The 20,456-nt window shown below is 43.5% G+C and carries 19 protein-coding genes and 1 tRNA gene; 17 read left to right on the top strand and 3 right to left on the bottom strand.

What is annotated here, in order from left to right; genetic code table 11:
* Positions 1 to 19 precede the first annotated feature (19 nt).
* The 12 genes from nadE (at position 20) to FD05_RS10585 (ending at position 11,667) form a co-directional block, all read left to right on the top strand.
* Entirely contained in the window at positions 20 to 847 is an 828-nt protein-coding gene (nadE, locus tag FD05_RS10640) for an ammonia-dependent NAD(+) synthetase (protein ID WP_020279942.1), read from the top strand.
* 190 nt (positions 848 to 1,037) lie between these two features.
* Positions 1,038 to 3,701, top strand: coding sequence for a calcium-translocating P-type ATPase, PMCA-type (locus tag FD05_RS10635; protein ID WP_020279943.1), 2,664 nt, complete (start codon positions 1,038 to 1,040; stop codon positions 3,699 to 3,701).
* Positions 3,702 to 3,722: 21 nt separating this feature from the next.
* Entirely contained in the window at positions 3,723 to 4,154 is a 432-nt protein-coding gene (locus FD05_RS10630) for a hypothetical protein (RefSeq protein WP_039932212.1), read from the top strand.
* 417 nt (positions 4,155 to 4,571) lie between these two features.
* Positions 4,572 to 6,740, top strand: a complete 2,169-nt coding sequence (locus FD05_RS10625) for a Tex family protein (protein WP_020279945.1) — start codon at positions 4,572 to 4,574, stop codon at positions 6,738 to 6,740.
* A 15-nt stretch (positions 6,741 to 6,755) separates the two neighbouring features.
* A complete protein-coding gene (locus FD05_RS10620) occupies positions 6,756 to 7,223 on the top strand; it encodes a SprT family protein (protein WP_020279946.1) in 468 nt (155 codons plus the stop codon).
* A 14-nt stretch (positions 7,224 to 7,237) separates the two neighbouring features.
* Positions 7,238 to 8,116: a homoserine kinase gene (thrB, locus tag FD05_RS10615; RefSeq protein ID WP_020279947.1), complete on the top strand. Its 879-nt coding sequence runs from the start codon at positions 7,238 to 7,240 to the stop codon at positions 8,114 to 8,116.
* Between the two features lie 56 nt (positions 8,117 to 8,172).
* Positions 8,173 to 8,258 (top strand) — tRNA-Leu (locus FD05_RS10610).
* A 101-nt stretch (positions 8,259 to 8,359) separates the two neighbouring features.
* Positions 8,360 to 8,977, top strand: coding sequence for an HAD family hydrolase (locus FD05_RS10605; RefSeq protein WP_020279948.1), 618 nt, complete (start codon positions 8,360 to 8,362; stop codon positions 8,975 to 8,977).
* Between the two features lie 80 nt (positions 8,978 to 9,057).
* Positions 9,058 to 9,480: a PTS sugar transporter subunit IIA gene (locus FD05_RS10600; protein ID WP_020279949.1), complete on the top strand. Its 423-nt coding sequence runs from the start codon at positions 9,058 to 9,060 to the stop codon at positions 9,478 to 9,480.
* A complete protein-coding gene (locus FD05_RS10595; RefSeq protein ID WP_020279950.1) occupies positions 9,480 to 9,983 on the top strand; it encodes a PTS sugar transporter subunit IIB in 504 nt (167 codons plus the stop codon). The genes FD05_RS10600 and FD05_RS10595 overlap by 1 nt, the downstream gene beginning before the upstream one ends.
* Before the next feature lie 18 nt (positions 9,984 to 10,001).
* Positions 10,002 to 10,805 (top strand): mannose/fructose/sorbose family PTS transporter subunit IIC, encoded by an 804-nt coding sequence (locus FD05_RS10590; RefSeq protein ID WP_020279951.1) that lies wholly within the window; start codon positions 10,002 to 10,004, stop codon positions 10,803 to 10,805.
* A gap of 13 nt (positions 10,806 to 10,818) precedes the next feature.
* A complete protein-coding gene (locus FD05_RS10585; protein WP_020279952.1) occupies positions 10,819 to 11,667 on the top strand; it encodes a PTS system mannose/fructose/sorbose family transporter subunit IID in 849 nt (282 codons plus the stop codon).
* 68 nt (positions 11,668 to 11,735) lie between these two features.
* On the opposite strand, the gene FD05_RS10580 is transcribed toward FD05_RS10585, so the two are convergent.
* Positions 11,736 to 12,833, bottom strand: coding sequence for an LCP family glycopolymer transferase (locus tag FD05_RS10580; RefSeq protein ID WP_020279953.1), 1,098 nt, complete (start codon positions 12,831 to 12,833; stop codon positions 11,736 to 11,738).
* Positions 12,834 to 13,044: 211 nt separating this feature from the next.
* Here FD05_RS10580 and FD05_RS10575 point away from each other — a divergent pair, with 211 nt between their 5' ends.
* Positions 13,045 to 13,989, top strand: a complete 945-nt coding sequence (locus FD05_RS10575) for an AEC family transporter (protein ID WP_020279954.1) — start codon at positions 13,045 to 13,047, stop codon at positions 13,987 to 13,989.
* 127 nt (positions 13,990 to 14,116) lie between these two features.
* Positions 14,117 to 14,788: a 2,3-bisphosphoglycerate-dependent phosphoglycerate mutase gene (locus tag FD05_RS10570; RefSeq protein WP_020279955.1), complete on the top strand. Its 672-nt coding sequence runs from the start codon at positions 14,117 to 14,119 to the stop codon at positions 14,786 to 14,788.
* 139 nt (positions 14,789 to 14,927) lie between these two features.
* Here FD05_RS10570 and FD05_RS10565 read toward each other — a convergent pair whose 3' ends face one another.
* Both FD05_RS10565 and rpiA read right to left on the bottom strand, forming a co-directional pair.
* Complete coding sequence (locus tag FD05_RS10565; RefSeq protein ID WP_020279957.1) at positions 14,928 to 16,262, bottom strand: C1 family peptidase; 1,335 nt, start codon at positions 16,260 to 16,262, stop codon at positions 14,928 to 14,930.
* A 142-nt stretch (positions 16,263 to 16,404) separates the two neighbouring features.
* Positions 16,405 to 17,088 (bottom strand): ribose-5-phosphate isomerase RpiA, encoded by a 684-nt coding sequence (gene rpiA, locus FD05_RS10560; protein ID WP_020279958.1) that lies wholly within the window; start codon positions 17,086 to 17,088, stop codon positions 16,405 to 16,407.
* A gap of 145 nt (positions 17,089 to 17,233) precedes the next feature.
* Here rpiA and FD05_RS10555 point away from each other — a divergent pair, with 145 nt between their 5' ends.
* The 3 genes from FD05_RS10555 to FD05_RS10545 all read left to right on the top strand — a co-directional run bounded on the left by FD05_RS10555 (position 17,234) and on the right by FD05_RS10545 (position 20,439).
* A complete protein-coding gene (locus tag FD05_RS10555) occupies positions 17,234 to 17,773 on the top strand; it encodes a dCTP deaminase/dUTPase family protein (protein WP_020279959.1) in 540 nt (179 codons plus the stop codon).
* Between the two features lie 92 nt (positions 17,774 to 17,865).
* Complete coding sequence (gene radA / locus FD05_RS10550; RefSeq protein WP_039932216.1) at positions 17,866 to 19,239, top strand: DNA repair protein RadA; 1,374 nt, start codon at positions 17,866 to 17,868, stop codon at positions 19,237 to 19,239.
* 27 nt (positions 19,240 to 19,266) lie between these two features.
* Entirely contained in the window at positions 19,267 to 20,439 is a 1,173-nt protein-coding gene (locus FD05_RS10545) for a PIN/TRAM domain-containing protein (RefSeq protein ID WP_191980506.1), read from the top strand.
* Positions 20,440 to 20,456 lie beyond the last annotated feature (17 nt).

Genomic DNA, 20,456 nt, shown 5'->3' with positions numbered 1-20,456 from the left:
TTGTAATCGAGGGATGCACATGAGAGCCAAACAACAAGAAATCATTGACGCATTAAAAGTCAAACCCACCATTGACCCACGACAAGAAGTTCGCCGTTCTGTGGACTTCTTGAAAGATTATTTGAAAAAGTTTTCGTTCCTGAAGACATTGGTTTTGGGAATTTCCGGCGGACAGGATTCAACCTTAGCCGGCAAATTAGCCCAAATGGCGATTACCGAACTGCGGGATGAAACCGGCGATGCCAATTACCAATTCATCGCCGTTCGATTGCCTTACGGGATTCAAGCCGATGAATCAGATGCTTTGGAAGCCATCAGCTGGATGAATGCTGATAAAGTTGCCAGAGTCGACATCAAGGCAGCTGTCGACGCCGCCGTGGCTTCAGTTGAAGAAAACCATATTAAAGTTGATGATTTCAATAAAGGAAATATTAAAGCTCGTCAACGAATGATTGCTCAGTACGCCATCGCCGGCGCTCAATCTGGTGCCGTTGTTGGAACCGATCACGCGGCTGAAGCAGTTACCGGATTTTATACCAAATTCGGTGATGGGGCCGCCGACATTACGCCACTTTGGCGTTTGGACAAGGAACAGGGCAAACAATTATTGAAACTCTTGGGCGCCCCAGAACATCTCTATGAAAAGACACCAACCGCTGATCTCGAAGACAATCGACCGGCATTACCCGATGAAGTTGCCCTCGGCGTTACCTACCAAGATATTGATGCTTACCTCGAAGGCCACGAAGTTTCTGAAAAGGCTGCCGAGACCATCGAAGGCTGGTACAACAAGACTCAACATAAACGCCATACACCAATTAACGTTTATGATACATTTTGGAAGTAGATTTTTAGTGACATTTTATTAGTGGTTAGGTATAATTACGATAAATAAAGGGAGTAACCAGCAATTTCGATTGCGATTATCTCGTCAACGTGAAATACTCGTATTTCCGGGATAAATCTTAAATGGTGAGACTTATGAATTCTTTTAGCGAGGAATTTGTGGGTCTCTTTTCTTTTAGAGGAGGAAGTTTATGACACAGGAGAAAAAAATGTTCTACCAAAGAACGGTCGACGACGTGATGAGCCAAATGAAAGCTCATCCGACTGGTTTATCTGACCAGGAGGTTCGTGACCGTCGGGAGCAGTTTGGTGCCAACAAGTTAACTTCAAAACGGCGGACAACGCTGATCGAGAAGTTTATTTCCCAATTTAAAGATTTAATGATCATCATTTTGATCATCGCGGCAATTATTGCCGGGTTTGCCGGAGAAACGGTTGACGCGGTCATTATCCTTGCGGTGGTTATCCTGAATGCTATTTTTGGGGTATTTCAGGAATCTAAAGCTGAGAATGCGATTGATTCATTAAAGGAAATGTCCGCACCAATGGCGACGGTTCTGCGAAATAATCAGTCAATATCAGTGAAGAGTGAAGACATTGTCCCAGGTGACATTGTGCTCCTGGAGGCAGGAGATGTTGTTCCTGCTGATATTCGTTTGACTGAGGCTAATTCCCTTAAGATTGAGGAAGCTGCCCTGACAGGCGAATCTGTGCCCGTTAACAAGCAGGTGGATCCGATCACTGAGAATGATTTACCGCTAGGGGATCGAAAAAACTTAGGCTTTATGAATAGTAACGTGACTTCAGGCCGGGCAACCGGGGTGGTCATTGGTACGGGGATGAATACCGAAGTTGGTAAAATTGCCCATATGCTTAATACGACTGAAGAAACCACGACGCCATTGCAAGAGAATCTGAAGTCATTAGGTAAGATGTTGACCGTCTTAATTTTGATTATTGCCGTGATTGTCTTTGCTGTTGGAATGTGGCGTGGCCAAGAAAGTCTGATTAACATGTTATTGACGGCGATTTCGTTAGCGGTAGCTGCGATTCCTGAAGGACTGCCAGCAATTGTGACCGTGACTTTGGCGTTGGGAACTCAGCAGATGGCTCGACATCGGGCATTGATCCGGAAACTGCCTGCCGTTGAAACGTTGGGTAGTACCGATGTGATCGCCTCGGATAAAACCGGAACCTTGACTCAAAATAAGATGACCGTCGAAAAGGTTTTCTTAAACGAAAAACTTCAAGATTCGGCTGATACCAAGTTATCCCTAAAAGATCGGCTCACTCAAATAATGGTCCTGAACAACGATACCAAATATCAGGGAAATGAATTAGCGGGTGATCCAACCGAAACGGCACTGGTTTCGTTTTATTTGAACAAAGATCAACCGGTTCAAAAATTTGTCACTGATCATCAACGTTTGGCAGAAATTCCGTTTGATTCTGAGCGAAAACTCATGTCAACCTATAACCAAATGGATGACGACAGCATTCTCATGACCATGAAGGGCGCGCCAGATCAGCTTTTGGAACGGGTGACCAAGATTCAAGACGGTGAGACTGTTCGAGATATTACCGATGACGACAAACAGTTGATCAGCCAGACGAATCATGGTTTGGCCACTCAGGCGCTGCGGGTTTTGGCATTTGCTTACCGACCGGTAAATGAAGTGCCGACTGACCTCACATCTGCTGCTCAAGAGCACGACATGATCTTCGTTGGTTTGATTGGGATGATTGATCCTGAACGACCTGAAGTTGCCCAAGCGGTGGCTGAGGCCAAATCAGCTGGAATTAAGTCGATTATGATTACTGGAGACCATCAAGATACTGCTCAGGCGATTGCCAAACGGCTGGGAATTTTGGGTCGGGGAGATAATCCTGGCGGCAAAGTGATTAACGGTGCCCAATTGGATGAAATGTCCGATGATCAGTTCAATAAAGAAGTTTCAGACATTTCTGTTTATGCCCGGGTGGCACCTGAACACAAAGTTCGGATCGTAAAAGCTTGGCAAAAACAGGGTAAGGTTGTTGCCATGACTGGTGATGGAGTCAACGATGCCCCGGCACTCAAGACGGCTGACATTGGTGTTGGAATGGGGATTACCGGGACCGAAGTTTCCAAAGAAGCATCAGATATGGTGCTTGCTGATGATAACTTTGCCACGATCGTTACGGCGGTTAAAGCGGGCCGGAAGGTGTTTGCCAACATCCAAAAGTCCCTGCAGTATCTACTTTCAGCCAACTTGGGTGAAGTTTTGACACTGTTTGTGATGACGATGATGGGCTGGCAGATTTTAGCACCAGTTCAAATTCTCTGGATTAACCTGGTAACCGATACTTTCCCAGCGATTGCTTTAGGGGTTGAACCTGCTGAACCGGGAATTATGAAGCGCAAACCCAGAGGGCGCTCGTCGAACTTCCTTTCTGGTGGGATTATGAGTAACATTTTGTATCAAGGCTTCTTTGAAGGTTTCATTACCTTGAGCGTCTACGCGTTTGCAATTACCAATCCGGTTCATGCCTCAGACGCGTTGGCGCATGCCGATGCCTTGACCATGGCTTACGCTACGCTGGGATTAATCCAGTTATTCCACGCCTTTAATTCAAAGACGATTCATGAATCCATCTTTAGAATTGGGATGTTTAAGAACAAGTTCTTCAACTGGGCATTACTTGGATCGGCCGTGCTGTTGATCATGACCATTGTCGTTCCAGGTTTTAACGAAATGTTCCACGTAACTGCATTGACTGCTTCCCAGTGGTTGGTGGTAGTCTTCGGTGGCTTTATGATCGTTGTGGTAACAGAAGTAGTAAAATATGTTCAGAGACACATTTCCCATAAATAAAAATGAATGGAGGCTGATATTTTGAAACCACAAGATATGCAGCGATATGCAAAAACAGTTTCGGATGTCATTGATGATACATCAAAAAATGGTGAGGATTTAAATGCGGATTATGAGACGCTGAGAAAAGCGATCGATAATAGTTCGGTTGCGGATTTAACCAGCGACCAATTAAAGGGCATTAAGGATCATTTCCAAGCTGGAACCGACAAATATCAGGATAATGTCAATAAGCTCCAGCAGGTGGCAGTACCAGTGAAGTTGCTGGGAAAGCACAAATTGTTGGTTCGCCATTATGAAGACTATGCCAATGCATGCCAGGCAATGACTGACAGTATTGACCCTGATAAACCGACTGTGGACGCTGACAAGTTCAACCAGTCGGAAAAAGACCAGGAAAACAGCATCGCCAAGGTGTCGAGTACGACGACGAGGATTATGGGAGAAATCTAGAGTGCGACAAGGGCTGGGTGACGCGGTTTCTAAGGTAACTTTGGTTTAAACCCCGGCTTTGGGTTTGAATCAAAGTTGGCTTAGAAGTTAGCATCAGGCCCGTCGGAGCACGTTTCCACTAGATAAAATTGGCACACAACAAACGTATTTCCCCAAAAAGCACGCCACAAACCCATCTCATTAAGATATTTCCCAAAATAAAAAATAAGCAACCCAGAGGCGCTCGACAAGTTTTTTGTCAGTAACCTCTGGGTTGTTTTTATTTTTTGATGAAAAACGGGCGCCGTTGAACCAGATGCTAACTTTTAAGCTGACCTGGGTCCAAATCCAAGTATGGGTCTAAACCCAAGCCGGCTTAGACATCGCATCTCCCGGTTCTCGTTGCACTCTGGTATAATTATTCCTTGAGGTGAAAACATGGACAACACATTAGCACACAAAATTCAACATGACCTACCAAATATCCGAGAAAAACAAATCGTTGAAACCTTGAAGATGTTAGACGAGGGCGACACGGTTCCATTTATTGCTCGGTATCGAAAAGAACGAACTTCCAATCTTGATGAAGTTGAAATTAGAGATATTCAAGATGCTGCTCACCGCATCCAAACTTTGGACAAACGGAAACAAGAAGTTATCAAAATCATTGATGAGCAACAAGCGCTGACACCTGAACTCAAAAAGAAAATTGAGGCCGCACCGGTTCTTCAACAAGTTGAGGACCTCTATTTGCCTTACAAACAAAAGCGACGCACTAAGGCAACAATTGCCAAAGAAAACGGTTTGGGGCCACTTGCCAAGGCAGCGATGGCATTTGCCTCCGATTTAAAGGAACAGGCACCAAAATACATTGATCCCGATAAGGATTTGCCTGATACCGAGGCGGTATTTGCCGGTGTTCATGAAATTATTGCTGAGGACGCGGGCGACCGTGCCGATTTTCGTGAATGGGTCCGGAATAATACGCAACAATATGGCGAATTAGTCGTCAAAGTTAAACGTGGCGGCAAAGACCTGGACGAAGAGGGCACTTACCAACAGTACTATGACTTTAATCAACCAATTAAATCGATTCCGTCATTTAGAACCTTGGCGATCAATCGTGGGGAAAAAGAAAAAGTTTTATCTGTCAAAATTGAGGTCAACGAAGCCCCAATTATGTGGCATTTAAAGGCCAATACCGTTCGCAATCATCAAGGCTTTGCGGCGGATCTGGTCGCCGAGTCAATTGAAGATGCCTATCACCGATTTATCGGTCCAGCAATCGAACGTGAAATTCGGAAGCAACTGACTGAAATTGCGGCAGATCATGCGATCGATATTTTTGGTAAAAATTTGTATAATTTGCTTATGCAGGCACCTTTGAAGGGTAAAATTGTCATGGGCTTTGACCCAGCTTACCGAACCGGCTGTAAGTTGGCAGTCGTTGACCAAAATGGTAAGTATTTGGACAAGACCGTCATTTACCCACACAAGCCTGCCAGTGAAGCTAAACGTCAAGCTGCCAAGGGATTATTCATTGATTTCATCAATAAAAATCATGTTGAAATGATTGCAATCGGTAACGGAACTGCTAGTCGAGAATCCGAACAGTTTGTTGCCGATGCAATTAAAGAAATAAAAACGCCGATTTATTACGTAATTGTAAATGAGGCGGGTGCGTCAGTCTATTCTGCCAGTCAGGTTGCCCGAGACGAGTTTCCTGACTTTAGTGTTGAACAGCGGTCCGCTGTCAGCATTGCCCGCAGAATTCAAGATCCACTTGCTGAATTAGTTAAAATTGATCCCCAGGCAATCGGTGTCGGCCAATACCAACACGACGTGCCTCAAAAGCAGCTGGGTGAACAGCTGGACCAAGTTGTGGAAACGGCGGTTAACCGGGTCGGTGTCAATTTGAACACCGCCAGTCCTGATCTGTTGGTCCACATTTCTGGGTTGACCAAAACGACCAGTTTGAATATTGTCAAATACCGCAATGAAAATGGTGAATTCAGTGCTCGAGCAGATTTGAAGAAGGTACCGCGGCTTGGCCCCAAGGCTTTTGAGCAATCAGTCGGTTTTCTGAGAATCATTGGCGGGAAAAATCCCTTGGATAACACCGATATTCATCCGGAAAGTTATTCGGCTGCCAAAAAATTGATGAAAAATCACGGCCTGACAATTACCCAACTCGGTGAGCCAGCCGTTTCGGATGCCTTAAGCAACCTTAATTTGAACGAGGAAGCCCAAACGGTTGGCGTTGGGGCCGCGACCTTAAAAGACATCATTAAGGGCGTTGAAACCCCAGGCCGAGATCTGCGGGATGAGATGCCGGCACCATTGCTCAGAAAAGATGTTTTGACCATGGAAGATTTGAAGCCGGGGATGAAACTCCAAGGGACCGTTAGAAACGTTGTTGACTTTGGTGTGTTCGTTGATATTGGTGTGAAGCAGGACGGCCTGGTCCACATTTCAAAAATGAGCAATACATTCGTTAAAGATCCTAGTAAAGTGGCGTCAGTCGGCGACATTGTGACGGTTTGGATTGAATCGGTTGACCTTGATCGTCACCGCATCCAATTAACCATGGTGGATCCTGAAGGTTAGGTGAACAAATAATTAATGACTGATCAAGAATTACAGCAACTAGTTGAACATATTTCCATCAAATATTTTGCGAAACCATTTACCCATCGTGCCTATTTCAATAGCCGCTTAAAGACGACTGGCGGCCGTTATCATTTGGATGATCACAACATTGATATCAATCCGCGGATGGATGACGGCACAACACATGAGGTTCTGATTGGTATTATCAAACACGAGTTGTGTCACTATCATCTTCATTTGGCTGGATATAGTGCCAAGCACAATACCAAACAGTTTAAGCAGCTGCTTAAAGCAGTTGGCGGTTCCCGATATGCGCCGCGTACTCAAACCAAGACTTCGCAAATTAAGTATATTTATCGCTGTGAACATTGTGGCTTGGAGTATCATAGAAGACGAAGAATCAATTTGGTTAAGTACGTTTGTGGCCGTTGTCGCGGCAAGCTTCATTTGGTGAACGAAATTCGGCAGCAGGGTGCATAGAAAGGGGATTTCTCATGGCAAAAATTATTATCAGAGTACCGGCAACCACCACCAACCTCGGGTCTGGGGTCGATTCTGTCGGCTTGGCTTTGCAGTTGTACTACACGGTGATTGTTGAGGAAAAAACGGATGAATGGAAGGTTAATCATGCGTTGGGAAATAATATTCCAACTGACGAACATAATCTGATTGTCCAAACAATTTTGAAAGTTAACCCGGATATTCATCCACATCAGCTGACGGTTATTTCGGATGTCCCGATTGCCCATGGATTGGGTTCCAGTACGACTGCCGTTGTAGCGGGAATCAAGATTGCCAATCAATTGGGTGACCTTGGCTTGTCGATTGAAGATCAAGTTAACTTAGGCACACAAATTGAAGGTCATCCTGAAAGTGTTGCAGCTGCGTTATTGGGAAATTTGGTTGTTTCGACTTTTGACGGTGAAAAGGTGACTGCTGCTACGTTACCTGTTCCCGACATCTCAGCTCTGATGTACATTCGTCCAGATGGTGTGAGTGAAGCAGAAAGCCGCAAAAAACTGCCCAAGCAGATCGATTATGATACAGCGGTTCACGCTAGCAGCCAGGAAAATGTTTTTGTCGCTCTGGTTGCCCAAGGAAAGTGGGAGCAGGCGGTATCATTAATTGAAAATGATCGGCTTCACGAACCTTATCGAAAAGATTTGGTTCCCGAAATTGATCAGATTCGGTCAACGGCTCATAAGCTGGGAATCTTTGGCACCTACCTGAGTGGAGCTGGTCCAACTGTCGCAACCCTTGGTGGCAAATCCGCCTTGACCCAGCTGCGAATTGAATTAGAGCAACAAAATTTAAATGGTAGCTTACGACTGCTTCAAATTGATTCAGAAGGCGCTACGGTTCGCGGAGAATAATTTCAAAAATCATTTGTCAATTGGGCAAATTTCTGCTATAATTTTTAATTGTTGATGCGGCCATGGCGGAATTGGCAGACGCGCAAGATTAAGGATCTTGTCGGGAATTATCCCGGTGGAAGTTCGAATCTTCTTGGCCGCATGGTTAAAGTTCGAATCACTATCATTTAAATAGTGATTCGGACTTTTTTATTGTGTACCATGTGATATTTTTTTCAAATAATAAATAGTCGGGGTGCAGGAATGAATTATTTTATTTTTGATGTAGATGGAACACTGATTGACACTGAAAAGATGTATATGCTGCCATTACATAAGACCTTGTTGGAGAATGGCTATAACTTTTCCTATGAAGACGTTGTGAAATTGTTTGGGATTACGTCGATGGATACAGTTCGAACGCTTGGTGTTAAGGACCCTGTGGATATTCGTGACCAATGGTTTGCCAAAATCAAGGATTATACCCAGTATGCCCGTGTTTATGATGGCATTGAGGATGTTGTTAAGAAACTGCATGCAGATCCAAATGTTAAAACTGCCATTGCAACTTCCAAAGTGGAAGCTGAGTTTCATCGAGATGTTACCAAATTTGCCTTGGATCAATACTTTGATCAATTTGTTTTTTCCAACGAAATTAAGAACGGGAAGCCGGCACCCGATATGATTCTGAAGGGGATTGAGAAACTTGATGCCACTCCAGAGACAACAATTTATATTGGTGACACGAAGTTTGATCTTCAAGCAGCGCATGCCGCAAATGTAAAATTTGCATTGGCTGGCTGGCGAACTAAGAAGTCCGCTGACTTTGTCGATACCGATTATTATCTCAAGGCACCGGCCGACTTACTGACAATTGAGTAATTCGACAGAACTTGTGGCTTGTTTTGTGATATATTTGGTGTAAACAGACTTTGTGATATTTTAAGAAAATAGGTGGGCAAATGATTTCAATTTTGGTTGTGAGTCACGGAGACTTTGCGAAGAGCTTAATTCAGACAGCAGAAATGATTGCTGGCAAGCAGAACCAGGTTGGGTGGGTCTCATTGGCTGCTAATGATGGCGTCGCTTCACTTTCAACGAAGGTAAAGGCAACATTGGGTAAATTTCCCAAAGACGCTCAAACACTGATTTTGGCAGATCTGTGGGGTGGTTCGCCATTTAACGCTTCCGCCCAGATTGTGGCCGAGAATCCTGAATCGATGGCACTGATTGCCGGCGTTAATCTGCCAATTTTATTGGAGGCCTACATGGCCCGCAACTCCACTTTGACGGAATTAGTCAATAAAATAAACGAAATTTCCGACGATTCGATTCGCCAGTTTACACTGCCTACGGATGATGACGATTTAGGAGATGATTTGTGATGACAATGGATATTCGACTTGCCAGAGTGGATAGCCGTTTACTGCATGGTCAAGTTGCCACATTTTGGACCAGAGCAGTTAAGCCTAACCGGATCATGGTAGTTTCTGATTCAGTTGCCAAGGATCCTTTACGAAAGACATTGATTACCCAGGTGGCACCACCTGGTGTTAAGGCAAATGTTGTAAGTGTTAATAAGATGATCAGAGCCTACTTTGATTCCAGGTTTGATTCTTTCAACACGCTGCTGTTAACTGAAACGGTGGCTGACATGCTGAAACTGGCCGAGGGTGGCATTGATTTCTCGAAAATCGGCATCAATATAGGCAGCATTGCCTATTCGGACGGGATGAGTATGCTTACAGATGCAATCTCAATGAATGATGAAATTGCCAAGGAGATTCGATCCTTAGCGGACGATTTTCATTTGGATGTCTATGCTCAAAAAATTCCAGCTGAGAAAAAAGAAGATCTACCAAAACTTTTAGACAAAAAGGGCTTTTAATGAACAGAAGGTAAACAAATGAGCGTGGTTTCAATCATTTTAATTTTACTGGTTGCATTTGTCGTCGGCATGGATGGCATTCTTGACGAGTGGCAAATGTATCAACCCATCGTTGCGTGTACCCTGGTAGGACTTGCGGTTGGCAATCCGGCTGCTGGAATTATTTTGGGAGCAACTTTGCAGATGATTACAATTGGGTGGATCAATATCGGGGCGTCCGTCGCTCCCGACATTGCTCTGCCTTCTGTTGTTTCAGCCTTATTAGTCTGTGGACCGGCTGCTTTGAGTATTAAGCATGGAATTGCCTTGGCAATTCCACTGGCTGTGATTGGGCAGTTATTGAGTGTTTCAATTCGAAAATCAATTGTTAAATTAGTTCACGATGCCGACGATGCCGCTGAAAAAGCAGAAATTGCTAGAATGGATAGGATTCATTTGTTGAGTCTGGGTATTCAAGGCCTCAGAGTTTTGATCCCAACTGTTTTAGTGATGTTGATTTCTCCGCAATACATACATCAGTTAATGCAACAGGTACCCGCGGTGATTACCAATGGGATTGCTGTTTCGATTGGGATGGTTGCTGCAGTTGGGTTTGCCAATTTGATCAACATGATGGTCAGCAAGTCGCTATGGATTTGGTTTGTGGTTGGCTTTTTACTTGCGATTTTTACGGACGTCAATATCTTTGTTTTGGCAGGATTTGGATTGATTGTTGCAATCAGTTTTGTTTGGATCGTGAGTCGACGACACGGCGATTCCAATGGGACCAGTGGCGACGATGACGATTTGGATGACTTTGATAAGGAACTGGACGATTTATAGGAGTTGGGGATTGATGGAAAATAATCAAAATAGTCACATAAATGCCCAACAACCGGTTCACTTGCATAAGGTGGACTTTTTCCGGATCTTCTGGCGTTCTGGAATTGAACAGGGCTCGTGGAACTTTGAACGGATGCAGAACTTGGGATTTGCTTACATAATGGCTCCTGCAATCAAGCGTTTATATCCAGCCGGAGATCAACGAAAAGCTGCAATGAAGCGACATTTGGGATTCTTTAACACTGCTCCAATCATGCAGTCGTTGATTACCGGCGTTGTGTTATCGATGGAAGAGCAGCGGGCAAATGGTGCTGATATTTCAGATGATACGATCAACGCTACCAAAACGGCCATGATGGGACCGATGGGTGGCTTTGGAGATCCAATTTGGTTGGGAACAATCCGACCAGTCTTATCAGCATTTGCTGCCAGTTTGGTGTTGAGTGGTTATGGTATCATGGGCCCAATCCTCTTTTTCACTGCATGGAATATACTGCGGCTCGTGTTTCGCTATGTTACCCAAATGGCTGGCTATCATCGTGGGACAGATATTATTAATCTATTCAATACTGGAATTATCAAGTATGTTGCCAACGCTACCTCTATCTTTGGTGTCTTTATGATGGGAGTTATCGTCGCCAGATGGGTGAAAATAGATTTTGCTCCACTAGCTGGCTTCTTTGGCGGCTCGGGCGGTAATCTAATGGGTAAAATTGCTAATTCAAGTATTGATGTGATTGCCCCAATCATTCTAACGTTGGTCTGTGTCTGGCTCATTCGAAAGCGGATATCTCCAATCTGGATCATTTTGGGACTGTTTGTTCTTGGAATCTTTGGCTATTTTGCTGGTATTTTAGTTTAAAAAACACGAAAAAATGAGGTTGAAACAAAAGTTTATGCTTTTGTTCCAACCTCATTTTTAATTTATTTTTAATACCCGTTGTAAGTTGATGATGACTGGGTTGCTGCACCCGTACCATCATCAGTATTGGTTTGACTGGTTTGAAGCTTGGACGACTTCGCTAAACCAAGTGAGGTCCGAATGTCGTTTGAAACCCTGAGTAACTCAGTTTGTGGGACAACTTGGTACGAAAGCCCATCGATCATTGCATTTTCACCCTGAAGGGTTTGTGACTTGATGTGATGAGTAGCGTCACCGTATTTAGCTCGAATGGCAATCATATCATCGAATGTCATATCAGTCTTCATGTTGCCTGATAAGGATGAAAGAATTGATTTATATCGGGGAAGGGATGTGATGTTCAAACCCTTCATGACTAATTTCTTAATGATTTGACGTTGACGTGCTTGACGGCCATAATCGCCGCGAGGATCATCGTCACGCATTCTGGAGTAGTCTAAGGCCTGCTTGCCATTCAAATGGATTTTCTTTCCCTTAACAACGTTAGCAGCACCATATTGGAATGTCAGTGGTGGGGTAACGTCAACCCCTCCAACAGCATTAACCATTTTTTCCAAGCCACCCATGTTGATAATTGCGTAAAAATCAATCGGAATATCTAGAAGATTCTGAACAGTTTTAACTGCCGTTCCCGCACCACCAATTGTATAAGCAGCGTTGATCTTTTCATATGATTGCGTATCGCCGGGAACCACCACTTTGGTGTCTCGTGCGATACTGGTTAAATGAATAGTCTTCTTCTTAGGGTTCACAGAAGCGACGATCATTGTATCAGTCCGGCCGGTATCGTGACGACCCAAAGCACCGGTATCAGTTCCCAACAAGAGAATCGAAAGTGGCTTGCCTTGCTGAATGACTGACGAAACGTTTCTAGCTTTGGCCACGTTGGTTGAATCGTAGGTTTGTTTGAATGTCGACTTGGCACTCTTATAGGCACCGTATCCCCAGACCAAGCCACCACCAAGGGCAACTAGTAGGACAAAAAAGATACTCCAGCCAATGATTCTTCGGCGGCGATGGTTCTTTTGCTTATAGTGGGGTTTCTTGTCAGCCCGGCGTGAATATACTGGTTCAAAATCGTTATTGTTATCTTTATCTGATGGCATATTGACTCCTCATTTACAAAAAATTCTTCCAAAAGTATATGGCAGATTTGGACTTGATTGCAGAAATCTTAGGTTATTTAAACATTATTTAATAATTGTAACATCAGTTGTGGCCAACTTGTTCAATTATACCAAAAATTATAACCGGCTGTGGATTCTAATTGTGCTATAATAATTCATTGTTATTGATTTTTAGAATTGAGGAATGTCTATGGAAGTATTTGTTAATGCTGTTTCCGGGGTTTTGATCATTTTAATTATGATTGCCCTGGGATTTATATTAGCCAGAAACGATTGGTTCGATGGTAAGATGACCAGCATGATTGCCCGTTTGGTTACCCAAGTTGCTTTGCCGGCGTATATGATTTCAACGATTATGGAAAAATTTACTGCCAAGAAGCTGCTCACAACGCTACCGGATTTATTTTTCCCAATTGTTTCGATGTTATTGCTATACATTGTCTCCGTCTTAGTTGTTAGATTCGCAAAGATTCCGAAGATGCATTCAGGATTATTCATGTCCATGTTCTCCAACTCAAATACCGTGTTTGTTGGATTACCTGTCAACATGGCATTGTTCGGAAAATCCAGTTTACCCTTTGTCTTGGTTTATTATATGGCCAACACGACCTTCTTCTGGACGCTGGGTGTTTACCTGATTCAAAAAGATGGTAAGGGTGAAGCTTCCTTTAATTGGAAACAGACGCTGAAGAAGGTTTTCTCGCCGCCACTGCTTGGTTTTATGCTTGGCGTGGTATTGGTATTACTGCACGTCACGCTGCCGGACTTTTTGATGCAGGACTTTAATTACATAGGGAATTTAACGATTCCACTCTCAATGATTTTTATTGGAATTTCAATTAATAGTGTTGATTTGACCAATGTGCATTTTGACCGCAGCAATTTCTTGATCTTGTTTGGCCGTTTCATGCTGGCGCCAATTATTATGTCGCTCTTGGTCATTCCAACACCGCTTCCAGTGATGATGAAGCAAGTATTTATCATGCAGTCGGCGATGCCGATCATGACCAATGCACCAGTTGTGTCAAGACTGTACCATGCCGATTCTGAATATGCATCGATCATGGTTGCAGAAACAACGTTGCTGAGTTTGGTCATGATCCCGCTCCTGATGGTCTTGGTTGAGAAGCTTTAGGAGAAATGCTACACTAAATCTGTTCGCAAGATCAATGAGAAAGTTGAAAAGATTAGAAGGTGACTGAGGTCATCTTTTTTATAATATTATTTGTGAACAAATTAATTTGAGTAAAGAGGATGTAAATGTGCCGACATTAGTAATCATGCGCCATGGGGAAAGTCAAGCGAACCGGGACAATATTTTTACTGGCTGGAGTGACGTTTCTCTAACTGATAAAGGCGTCGAACAAGCCCATACGGCAGGAAAAGTCATTGCAAAATCCGAACTTCAGTTTGATGACGTTCACACCTCATTCTTAAAACGGGCAATTATCACGACCAACATTGTCTTAGATGAAATTGGCCAGAATTTTATTCCGGAACATAAGTCCTGGCGCCTCAACGAGCGGCACTATGGTGGCTTGCGGGGCAAAAACAAATTAAAGGTCAAAGAGCAAGTTGGTGCCAAGCAGCTTAAAATTTGGCGGCGGAGCTTTACCGTTGTGCCGCCGTTGTTAAACAAACGAGATGAAGATTCACGCTATGATCGATATGGCGTCAAGATTCCGCTGGGGGAGAGCCTTGAGATGGCCCAGCGACGGTTGATTCCATATTGGGTCGATGAGATTGCTCCCAGGCTGCTGGATGGCAAGAACCAGCTGATTGTGGCCCATGGAAGCACTTTGCGAGCCTTGATTAAGTTCTTGGAGAACATCTCGGATGCCGATATTCCCAATGTTGAAGTGCCAAATGGTAAGCCGATTCGGTATGATTTTGATCAAAACTTAAATATTATTTCGAAAAGCTTTATGGAATAGAGTAGAGTGTGGAACACGTTTCAGCAAACTAATCTCAACCAATCCACTTCAGTTACCAAAACAAAAAATTCATCCAAACAAAAATACGACAAATCAGATGACCTGATTTGTCGTATTTATCTTTTATAAGCACAATTATCTAGGCTAAGGCACCCATCGGATCCCATGGCTTCAAGACAGTTGGCTCCTGCTTTTGAGCTTCAAGTTGGTCTGGGGTAAGGTACTTCTTGTTAATGACGAACTGATAAACAAATTCGTTCATCCAGTCGTCACTCATGACAAAGTAACCTTTGGTACCAACTTTTTCTCCCCAGCTGTTTTCAACCTTCCATTTAGTTGGTTTACCGTCAACCAAATCAACACCGGTGATCACCATGGCGTGGGTCATCAGGCTTTCGCCGTAATCCAGACGTTCGGCCTTGGACATCGATAAATCTGAATCAAATAATTCATCAGGTGCGTAGAGGCTGGTGTCCATGATTCCTTTTTTAGTGTTTGAACTTTGACCAACATCACTACCAAACCAAACGGATTCACCATTTTGAAGTTGTTTGATAGCCAATTTCTTCAGTTCAGTCATTTCCAGGTTCAAATGTTTAACTGGACGGCCGTTCACCACGTTGCCTAGCATTTCAATGGTGTAGGTTTTGTTAAATGGCTTGTCATCAGTTGGTGAATTGATTAAGGAAACATAGTCTTCAAGATTCAAGTTCACATATTTTTTGAAGAATTCCTGTGGGGTAATGCCAGCGTCAAAATGATAATTTTTATCTTTGTCGCGGTATTCGAAGTCGAATTTGGTAGCTGGTTCACCGAGAGCGTATGTCAACATACGGTAAACTTCATTCATCATGGTGTCCTTGGTTTCTGCAATCTTAGCGTCCGAAGCATGGTCGGCAACCAGTTCACGCAGGGCAACAGCATCGTGACGCAGTTTTAAGTTTAAAAATTTATTGAGTTGAGATGAACGGTTACTGTTAAATGTTTCCGGCATAGCTGACTTGGGCACGATACCGTACTTTTCGATTAATGCACAAAGCATGTCCCATTGACCACCATCTTGTTGAGGAGTTGCCATCAACCAGGCAACTTTTCGTGAATCCAATGGTTGGTCAGCAGTCTTCAAAACATTTTCCAAGAAGTAGTTTGACTTTTCAAATTTGTCCCAGAAATTGGTGTAGTTTTGGGATAACTCAAAGTCGTCAGGGACTTTATAAGTGTTCATGAGGTGAATCCGCATCGTGTTTAATGCGGCAAACATCCAGCAACGACCGCTTTGCTTTTGGTCAGCAACCTTTCCAGTTGAAAGATCAATTGAAAATACGGGGCTCATCTTACCTTCAGCGGTGAAATCCTCACTGCTTTCCAGAATGCCTTGATGAGTGACGGCGCGTTCAATCACTTTAGAATCTTTGCGGTTATCAAGATTCTTTTGGTACTTGTTGATCTGATCTAAATTAATTTCTGCTGTCAAAAATGATCACTCTCCTTAATAGAATCTTATTTTACGCTCATTTTTGTAAAAGGGCTAGTGAGGTGAAAGCAGGCAAAAATAAAGACAGCTGGCCGCCAATCGTAACTGATCGGTGTTTCCAGCTGTCTTCCGAGATATTTGATTATCGTGCATGAATAATTTCAGGGCCATTTTCACGACCAACAATTACGGTATTGACCATGTCCAAGAATAAACCATGTTCAACGATTCCCGTCATTTGATCCAATTCCAAGGCGAGCTTGTGAGGATCGACAATTTGGCCTAAATGCAAATCAATTACGTAATTATTTGAATCGGTGGTGACACGTTGGTTATCTTTCATTCGAAATTCGGGTTGATATCCTTTGGCTTCCAAGCGTTTGAGGAGTTGTTGGCTGCCATAGGGGATGACTTCAAGCGGCAATGGGAAAGCCCCTAACTCATCAACCATTTTGCTGCTGTCAACGATCCACATGTTCTTATCGGAGTTGATCGCAACGATTTTTTCCCAAAGATGAGCGGCACCGCCACCTTTGATCCCTTGAAACGTGTTGTTAATTTCGTCGGCACCGTCGATGGTGAGATCAATGTGGTCCACCTCGTCCACGCCCTTGGTTGGAATCCCCAAGCTATTGGCTTGTTCCCGGGTCCGATCAGATGTTGGAACGCCGACAATTGAGAGGTGCTCCTGATTAACGCGTTGGCCTAATGCATCGACCATGAACTTTACCGTCGTACCGGTCCCCAAACCAACGGTCATCCCGTCTTCAACAAACTGAACCGCTGCTTTACCGACTAACTGTTTCAACTCGTCTTGATGTGTCATTACTAATTTCCTCATTTCAAAGTTGTTTAAAGGTTTTACTACACAACAATACTGCGATACTTTGCCTTTTTTGTCAATCTGTGCAAACTGTCTCACATAGTCTATACTACAATAATAGAATATATCGATAGAAGGAGCCAGACATATGAAACGTGGATTTGAAATTGTTTCAAAATATAGCGAAAAAAATTTAACTTTACCATACCGAACCACCGAGCATGCCGCCGGGTACGATTTTGAAAGTGCCGAAGATTTTGTGGTGCCATCAATCTGGAAATTGAATTTTTTGAAAGTTTTGTGGGCCATTAAACATGAAAAAACTGTTCAAGAAGAGACGATTGACCAGGCGAAAAAAATCCTCAAGCCATTTTTAATTCCAACTGGGATTAAATCATATATGCAGCCTGACGAAGTTTTGATCATTGCCAATCGTTCCAGTAATCCATTGAAACGCGGCCTCGTGATTCCCAATGGGATTGGCGTGATTGATTCAGATTACTATAATAACGACGGCAATGAAGGTGAGATCTTTGTGCAGATTTTGAATTTTGGGATTTCTGACATCAAGATCAAGAAGGGTGAACGGATCGCTCAGGGAATCTTCATGCCTTATCTGTTGGCGGATCAAGACGATCAGCAGAAAAAGCAGACTCGCAACGGTGGTTTTGGATCATCCGGTAAATAATTTATAAGATGATGTAAAGTCCACCGGGATTTCGTCGACCTTTATTCATAAAGTGCTAGAATATTGATAGTGTAAGTAAGAGGAGAATTTAGTTGGCAAAAGTTAAAACCCAATTTGTATGTCAAAACTGCGGCTACATTTCCCCAAGATATTTGGGGCGCTGTCCAAACTGTAATGAATGGAATACATTGGTTGAAGAAACCATTACCCCTAAAAATAGTACGATGGCGACACAAAGCCTGCGTCGTAATGGGATCCATGATAATAAACCCGAAGCAATTAACAAAGTTGAGTTTCACAAGGATGTCCGCTTTAAGACCGACATGGAGGAACTTAACCGAGTTCTTGGTGGGGGCGTTGTTCCAGGATCTCTGATCTTAATTGGTGGAGATCCCGGTATTGGTAAGTCTACATTGATGCTTCAAGTTTCGGGTCAGCTTAGCAAATCGGGGACAATTCTTTACGTTTCAGGTGAAGAAAGTGCCTCGCAGATCAAAATGCGAGCTGATCGGTTAGGTGTCAATAGCGACAATCTTTACGTGTATCCCGAAACTGATATGGACGTCATTAAAGATACGATTAATGACATGAAACCTGATGCGGTTGTGATTGACTCCGTTCAGACTATGCAAATTCCAGAATTGCAGTCAGCCACTGGGTCTGTGGCCCAGATAAGAGAAGTGACGGCTGACCTGATGAACATTGCCAAGGGTCAGGGCATCACTGTCTTTGTTGTCGGTCATGTGACGAAGGGCGGTGCGATTGCTGGACCAAAGATTTTGGAACATATGGTGGATACCGTTTTGTATTTTGAAGGTGATTTGCATCATTCGTACCGAATCTTGAGGACAGTGAAAAACCGATTTGGTTCAACTAACGAACTCGGTGTCTTTGAGATGCGGACGGATGGATTACGGGAGGTCAAGAATCCTTCTGAAATCTTCTTGGAGGAGCGTTTAAAGGACGCCACCGGATCAGCAATTGTGGTTTCGATGGAAGGCACCAGGCCAATTTTGGTTGAAATTCAGGCATTGGTCACTGCATCCGTTTTTGGTAACGCACAACGAACGGCGACTGGTCTTGACCGGAATCGGGTTTCATTGATCATGGCGGTTTTAGAAAAGCGCGCTGGTTTGATGCTTCAAAATCAGGATGCTTATTTAAAGGCGGCTGGTGGGGTGAAGCTTGACGAACCGGCGATTGATTTGGCGATGGCTGTTAGTATTGCATCTTCTTACAAGAACCGCGGCACCAGTCCAACAGAATGTTATGTTGGCGAGCTTGGCTTAACTGGTGAAGTCCGTCGAGTGACCAGGATTGAACAACGGGTTGCCGAAGCACAAAAGTTAGGGTTTAAGCGGGTCTTGGTACCTGCCAACAACTTGCAGGGATGGAATCCTCCAAAGGGGATCGATGTGGTTGGTGTTTCCACGCTGTCCCAGGCATTGAAACTTGCACTAGGTTAGAATGAAAATTGAGAGAAGGCGATATTATTGAAAAGAAAGAGAATTGTTAGAATCGTGTTTACTTTAGCCGGTGCCGCAATTGGTGCCAGTTATTTTCCAATGATCTGGTTATTATTCCAAATCCGCTTTGGTACGCTGTTTAACAACGCTGCTACAAACGCAGTTGTGGGTGCAATTATTTTTTATTTTATTTCGTTGTTAACCGGCAATTACATTCTCAAAGCAGTTGACAGAATGGAAGCCAGACTGACTAAGCAAAGTCCATTATCCTTGTTCTTTGGAACCTTGGGGTTGATTGTCGGCTTAGTTGTAGCCATTTTAATTTCCATCGTGTTCTTTAGGACTCGGACTTTCTTCTTGAATACGATGATTCCGACCATCTTGATGTTGGTTCTGGGATATTTCGGATTTAGAATTGGTAATACTCAAAGTGATCGTTGGCGGCGGATGTTTCAGTCAAGGCGGAAATCCGAAGCTGCTAAAGATGCTGATGAAAAGATTATCGACAAACCCGTTGATAAAAATTATCATCACTACAAGATTTTGGACACCAACATTTTGATTGATGGCCGAATCTACGATGTTGTTAAGACTGGGTTTATCGAAGGGACTTTACTGGTACCAAAATTTGTTTTGTATGAATTACAATACATTGCCGATTCCAGTGACAGTGTCAAACGAGTTCGTGGACGTCGTGGCCTGGATATTTTAAACAAGCTTCAAAATGAGGATTTGATCCCGATCGAAATCTATGAGAAGGATTATGAAGATATCCCAGAGGTTGATAGTAAATTGATTCAGCTTGCCAAAGACGTTAACGGTGTCATCGTTACCAACGATTTCAATTTGAACAAAGTGATTCAATTCCAGAACGTCCAGGTATTTAACATTAATGCCTTGGCCAACTCATTGCGCCAGAAAATTTTGCCTGGCCAGAAGTTGAACGTCATGGTTGTTAAAAACGGAACTGAACGTCAACAGGGGGTGGCTTATCTTGACGACGGTACCATGGTGGTTGTCGAAGATGGCCGTTACTTCTTGAATGATCACATTGATGTTATTGTTACCAGTGCCATTCAGACCGATGCCGGTAAGATGGTCTTTGCCCGCCCTGAGCATTCGACCAAAAATATTACCGACAAACCAGATGCCGGTAAAAATAATGGCAATGGTAAAAATGGTTCAAATAACAAGAAGTAACTGAGTTCCCTTTATTT

The sequence above is a fragment of the Lentilactobacillus otakiensis DSM 19908 = JCM 15040 genome, assembly GCF_001434145.1.
GTDB classification, from domain to species: Bacteria; Bacillota; Bacilli; order Lactobacillales; family Lactobacillaceae; genus Lentilactobacillus; species Lentilactobacillus otakiensis.
This window is presented reverse-complemented; position numbering and strand designations above follow the sequence as displayed.

Excerpts from the sequence above, each read along its gene's own strand:
- FD05_RS10635 (WP_020279943.1), top strand. The coding sequence starts at position 1,038 with ATGACACAGGAGAAAAAAATGTTCTACCAAAGAACGGTCGACGACGTG.
- FD05_RS10605 (WP_020279948.1), top strand. The coding sequence starts at position 8,360 with ATGAATTATTTTATTTTTGATGTAGATGGAACACTGATTGACACTGAA.
- FD05_RS10625 (WP_020279945.1), top strand. The coding sequence starts at position 4,572 with ATGGACAACACATTAGCACACAAAATTCAACATGACCTACCAAATATC.
- FD05_RS10555 (WP_020279959.1), top strand. The coding sequence starts at position 17,234 with ATGAAACGTGGATTTGAAATTGTTTCAAAATATAGCGAAAAAAATTTA.
- FD05_RS10580 (WP_020279953.1), bottom strand. The coding sequence starts at position 12,833 with ATGCCATCAGATAAAGATAACAATAACGATTTTGAACCAGTATATTCA.
- FD05_RS10575 (WP_020279954.1), top strand. The coding sequence starts at position 13,045 with ATGGAAGTATTTGTTAATGCTGTTTCCGGGGTTTTGATCATTTTAATT.
- FD05_RS10600 (WP_020279949.1), top strand. The coding sequence starts at position 9,058 with ATGATTTCAATTTTGGTTGTGAGTCACGGAGACTTTGCGAAGAGCTTA.
- rpiA (WP_020279958.1), bottom strand. The coding sequence starts at position 17,088 with ATGACACATCAAGACGAGTTGAAACAGTTAGTCGGTAAAGCAGCGGTT.
- FD05_RS10595 (WP_020279950.1), top strand. The coding sequence starts at position 9,480 with ATGACAATGGATATTCGACTTGCCAGAGTGGATAGCCGTTTACTGCAT.
- thrB (WP_020279947.1), top strand. The coding sequence starts at position 7,238 with ATGGCAAAAATTATTATCAGAGTACCGGCAACCACCACCAACCTCGGG.
- FD05_RS10620 (WP_020279946.1), top strand. The coding sequence starts at position 6,756 with ATGACTGATCAAGAATTACAGCAACTAGTTGAACATATTTCCATCAAA.
- nadE (WP_020279942.1), top strand. The coding sequence starts at position 20 with ATGAGAGCCAAACAACAAGAAATCATTGACGCATTAAAAGTCAAACCC.
- FD05_RS10590 (WP_020279951.1), top strand. The coding sequence starts at position 10,002 with ATGAGCGTGGTTTCAATCATTTTAATTTTACTGGTTGCATTTGTCGTC.
- FD05_RS10585 (WP_020279952.1), top strand. The coding sequence starts at position 10,819 with ATGGAAAATAATCAAAATAGTCACATAAATGCCCAACAACCGGTTCAC.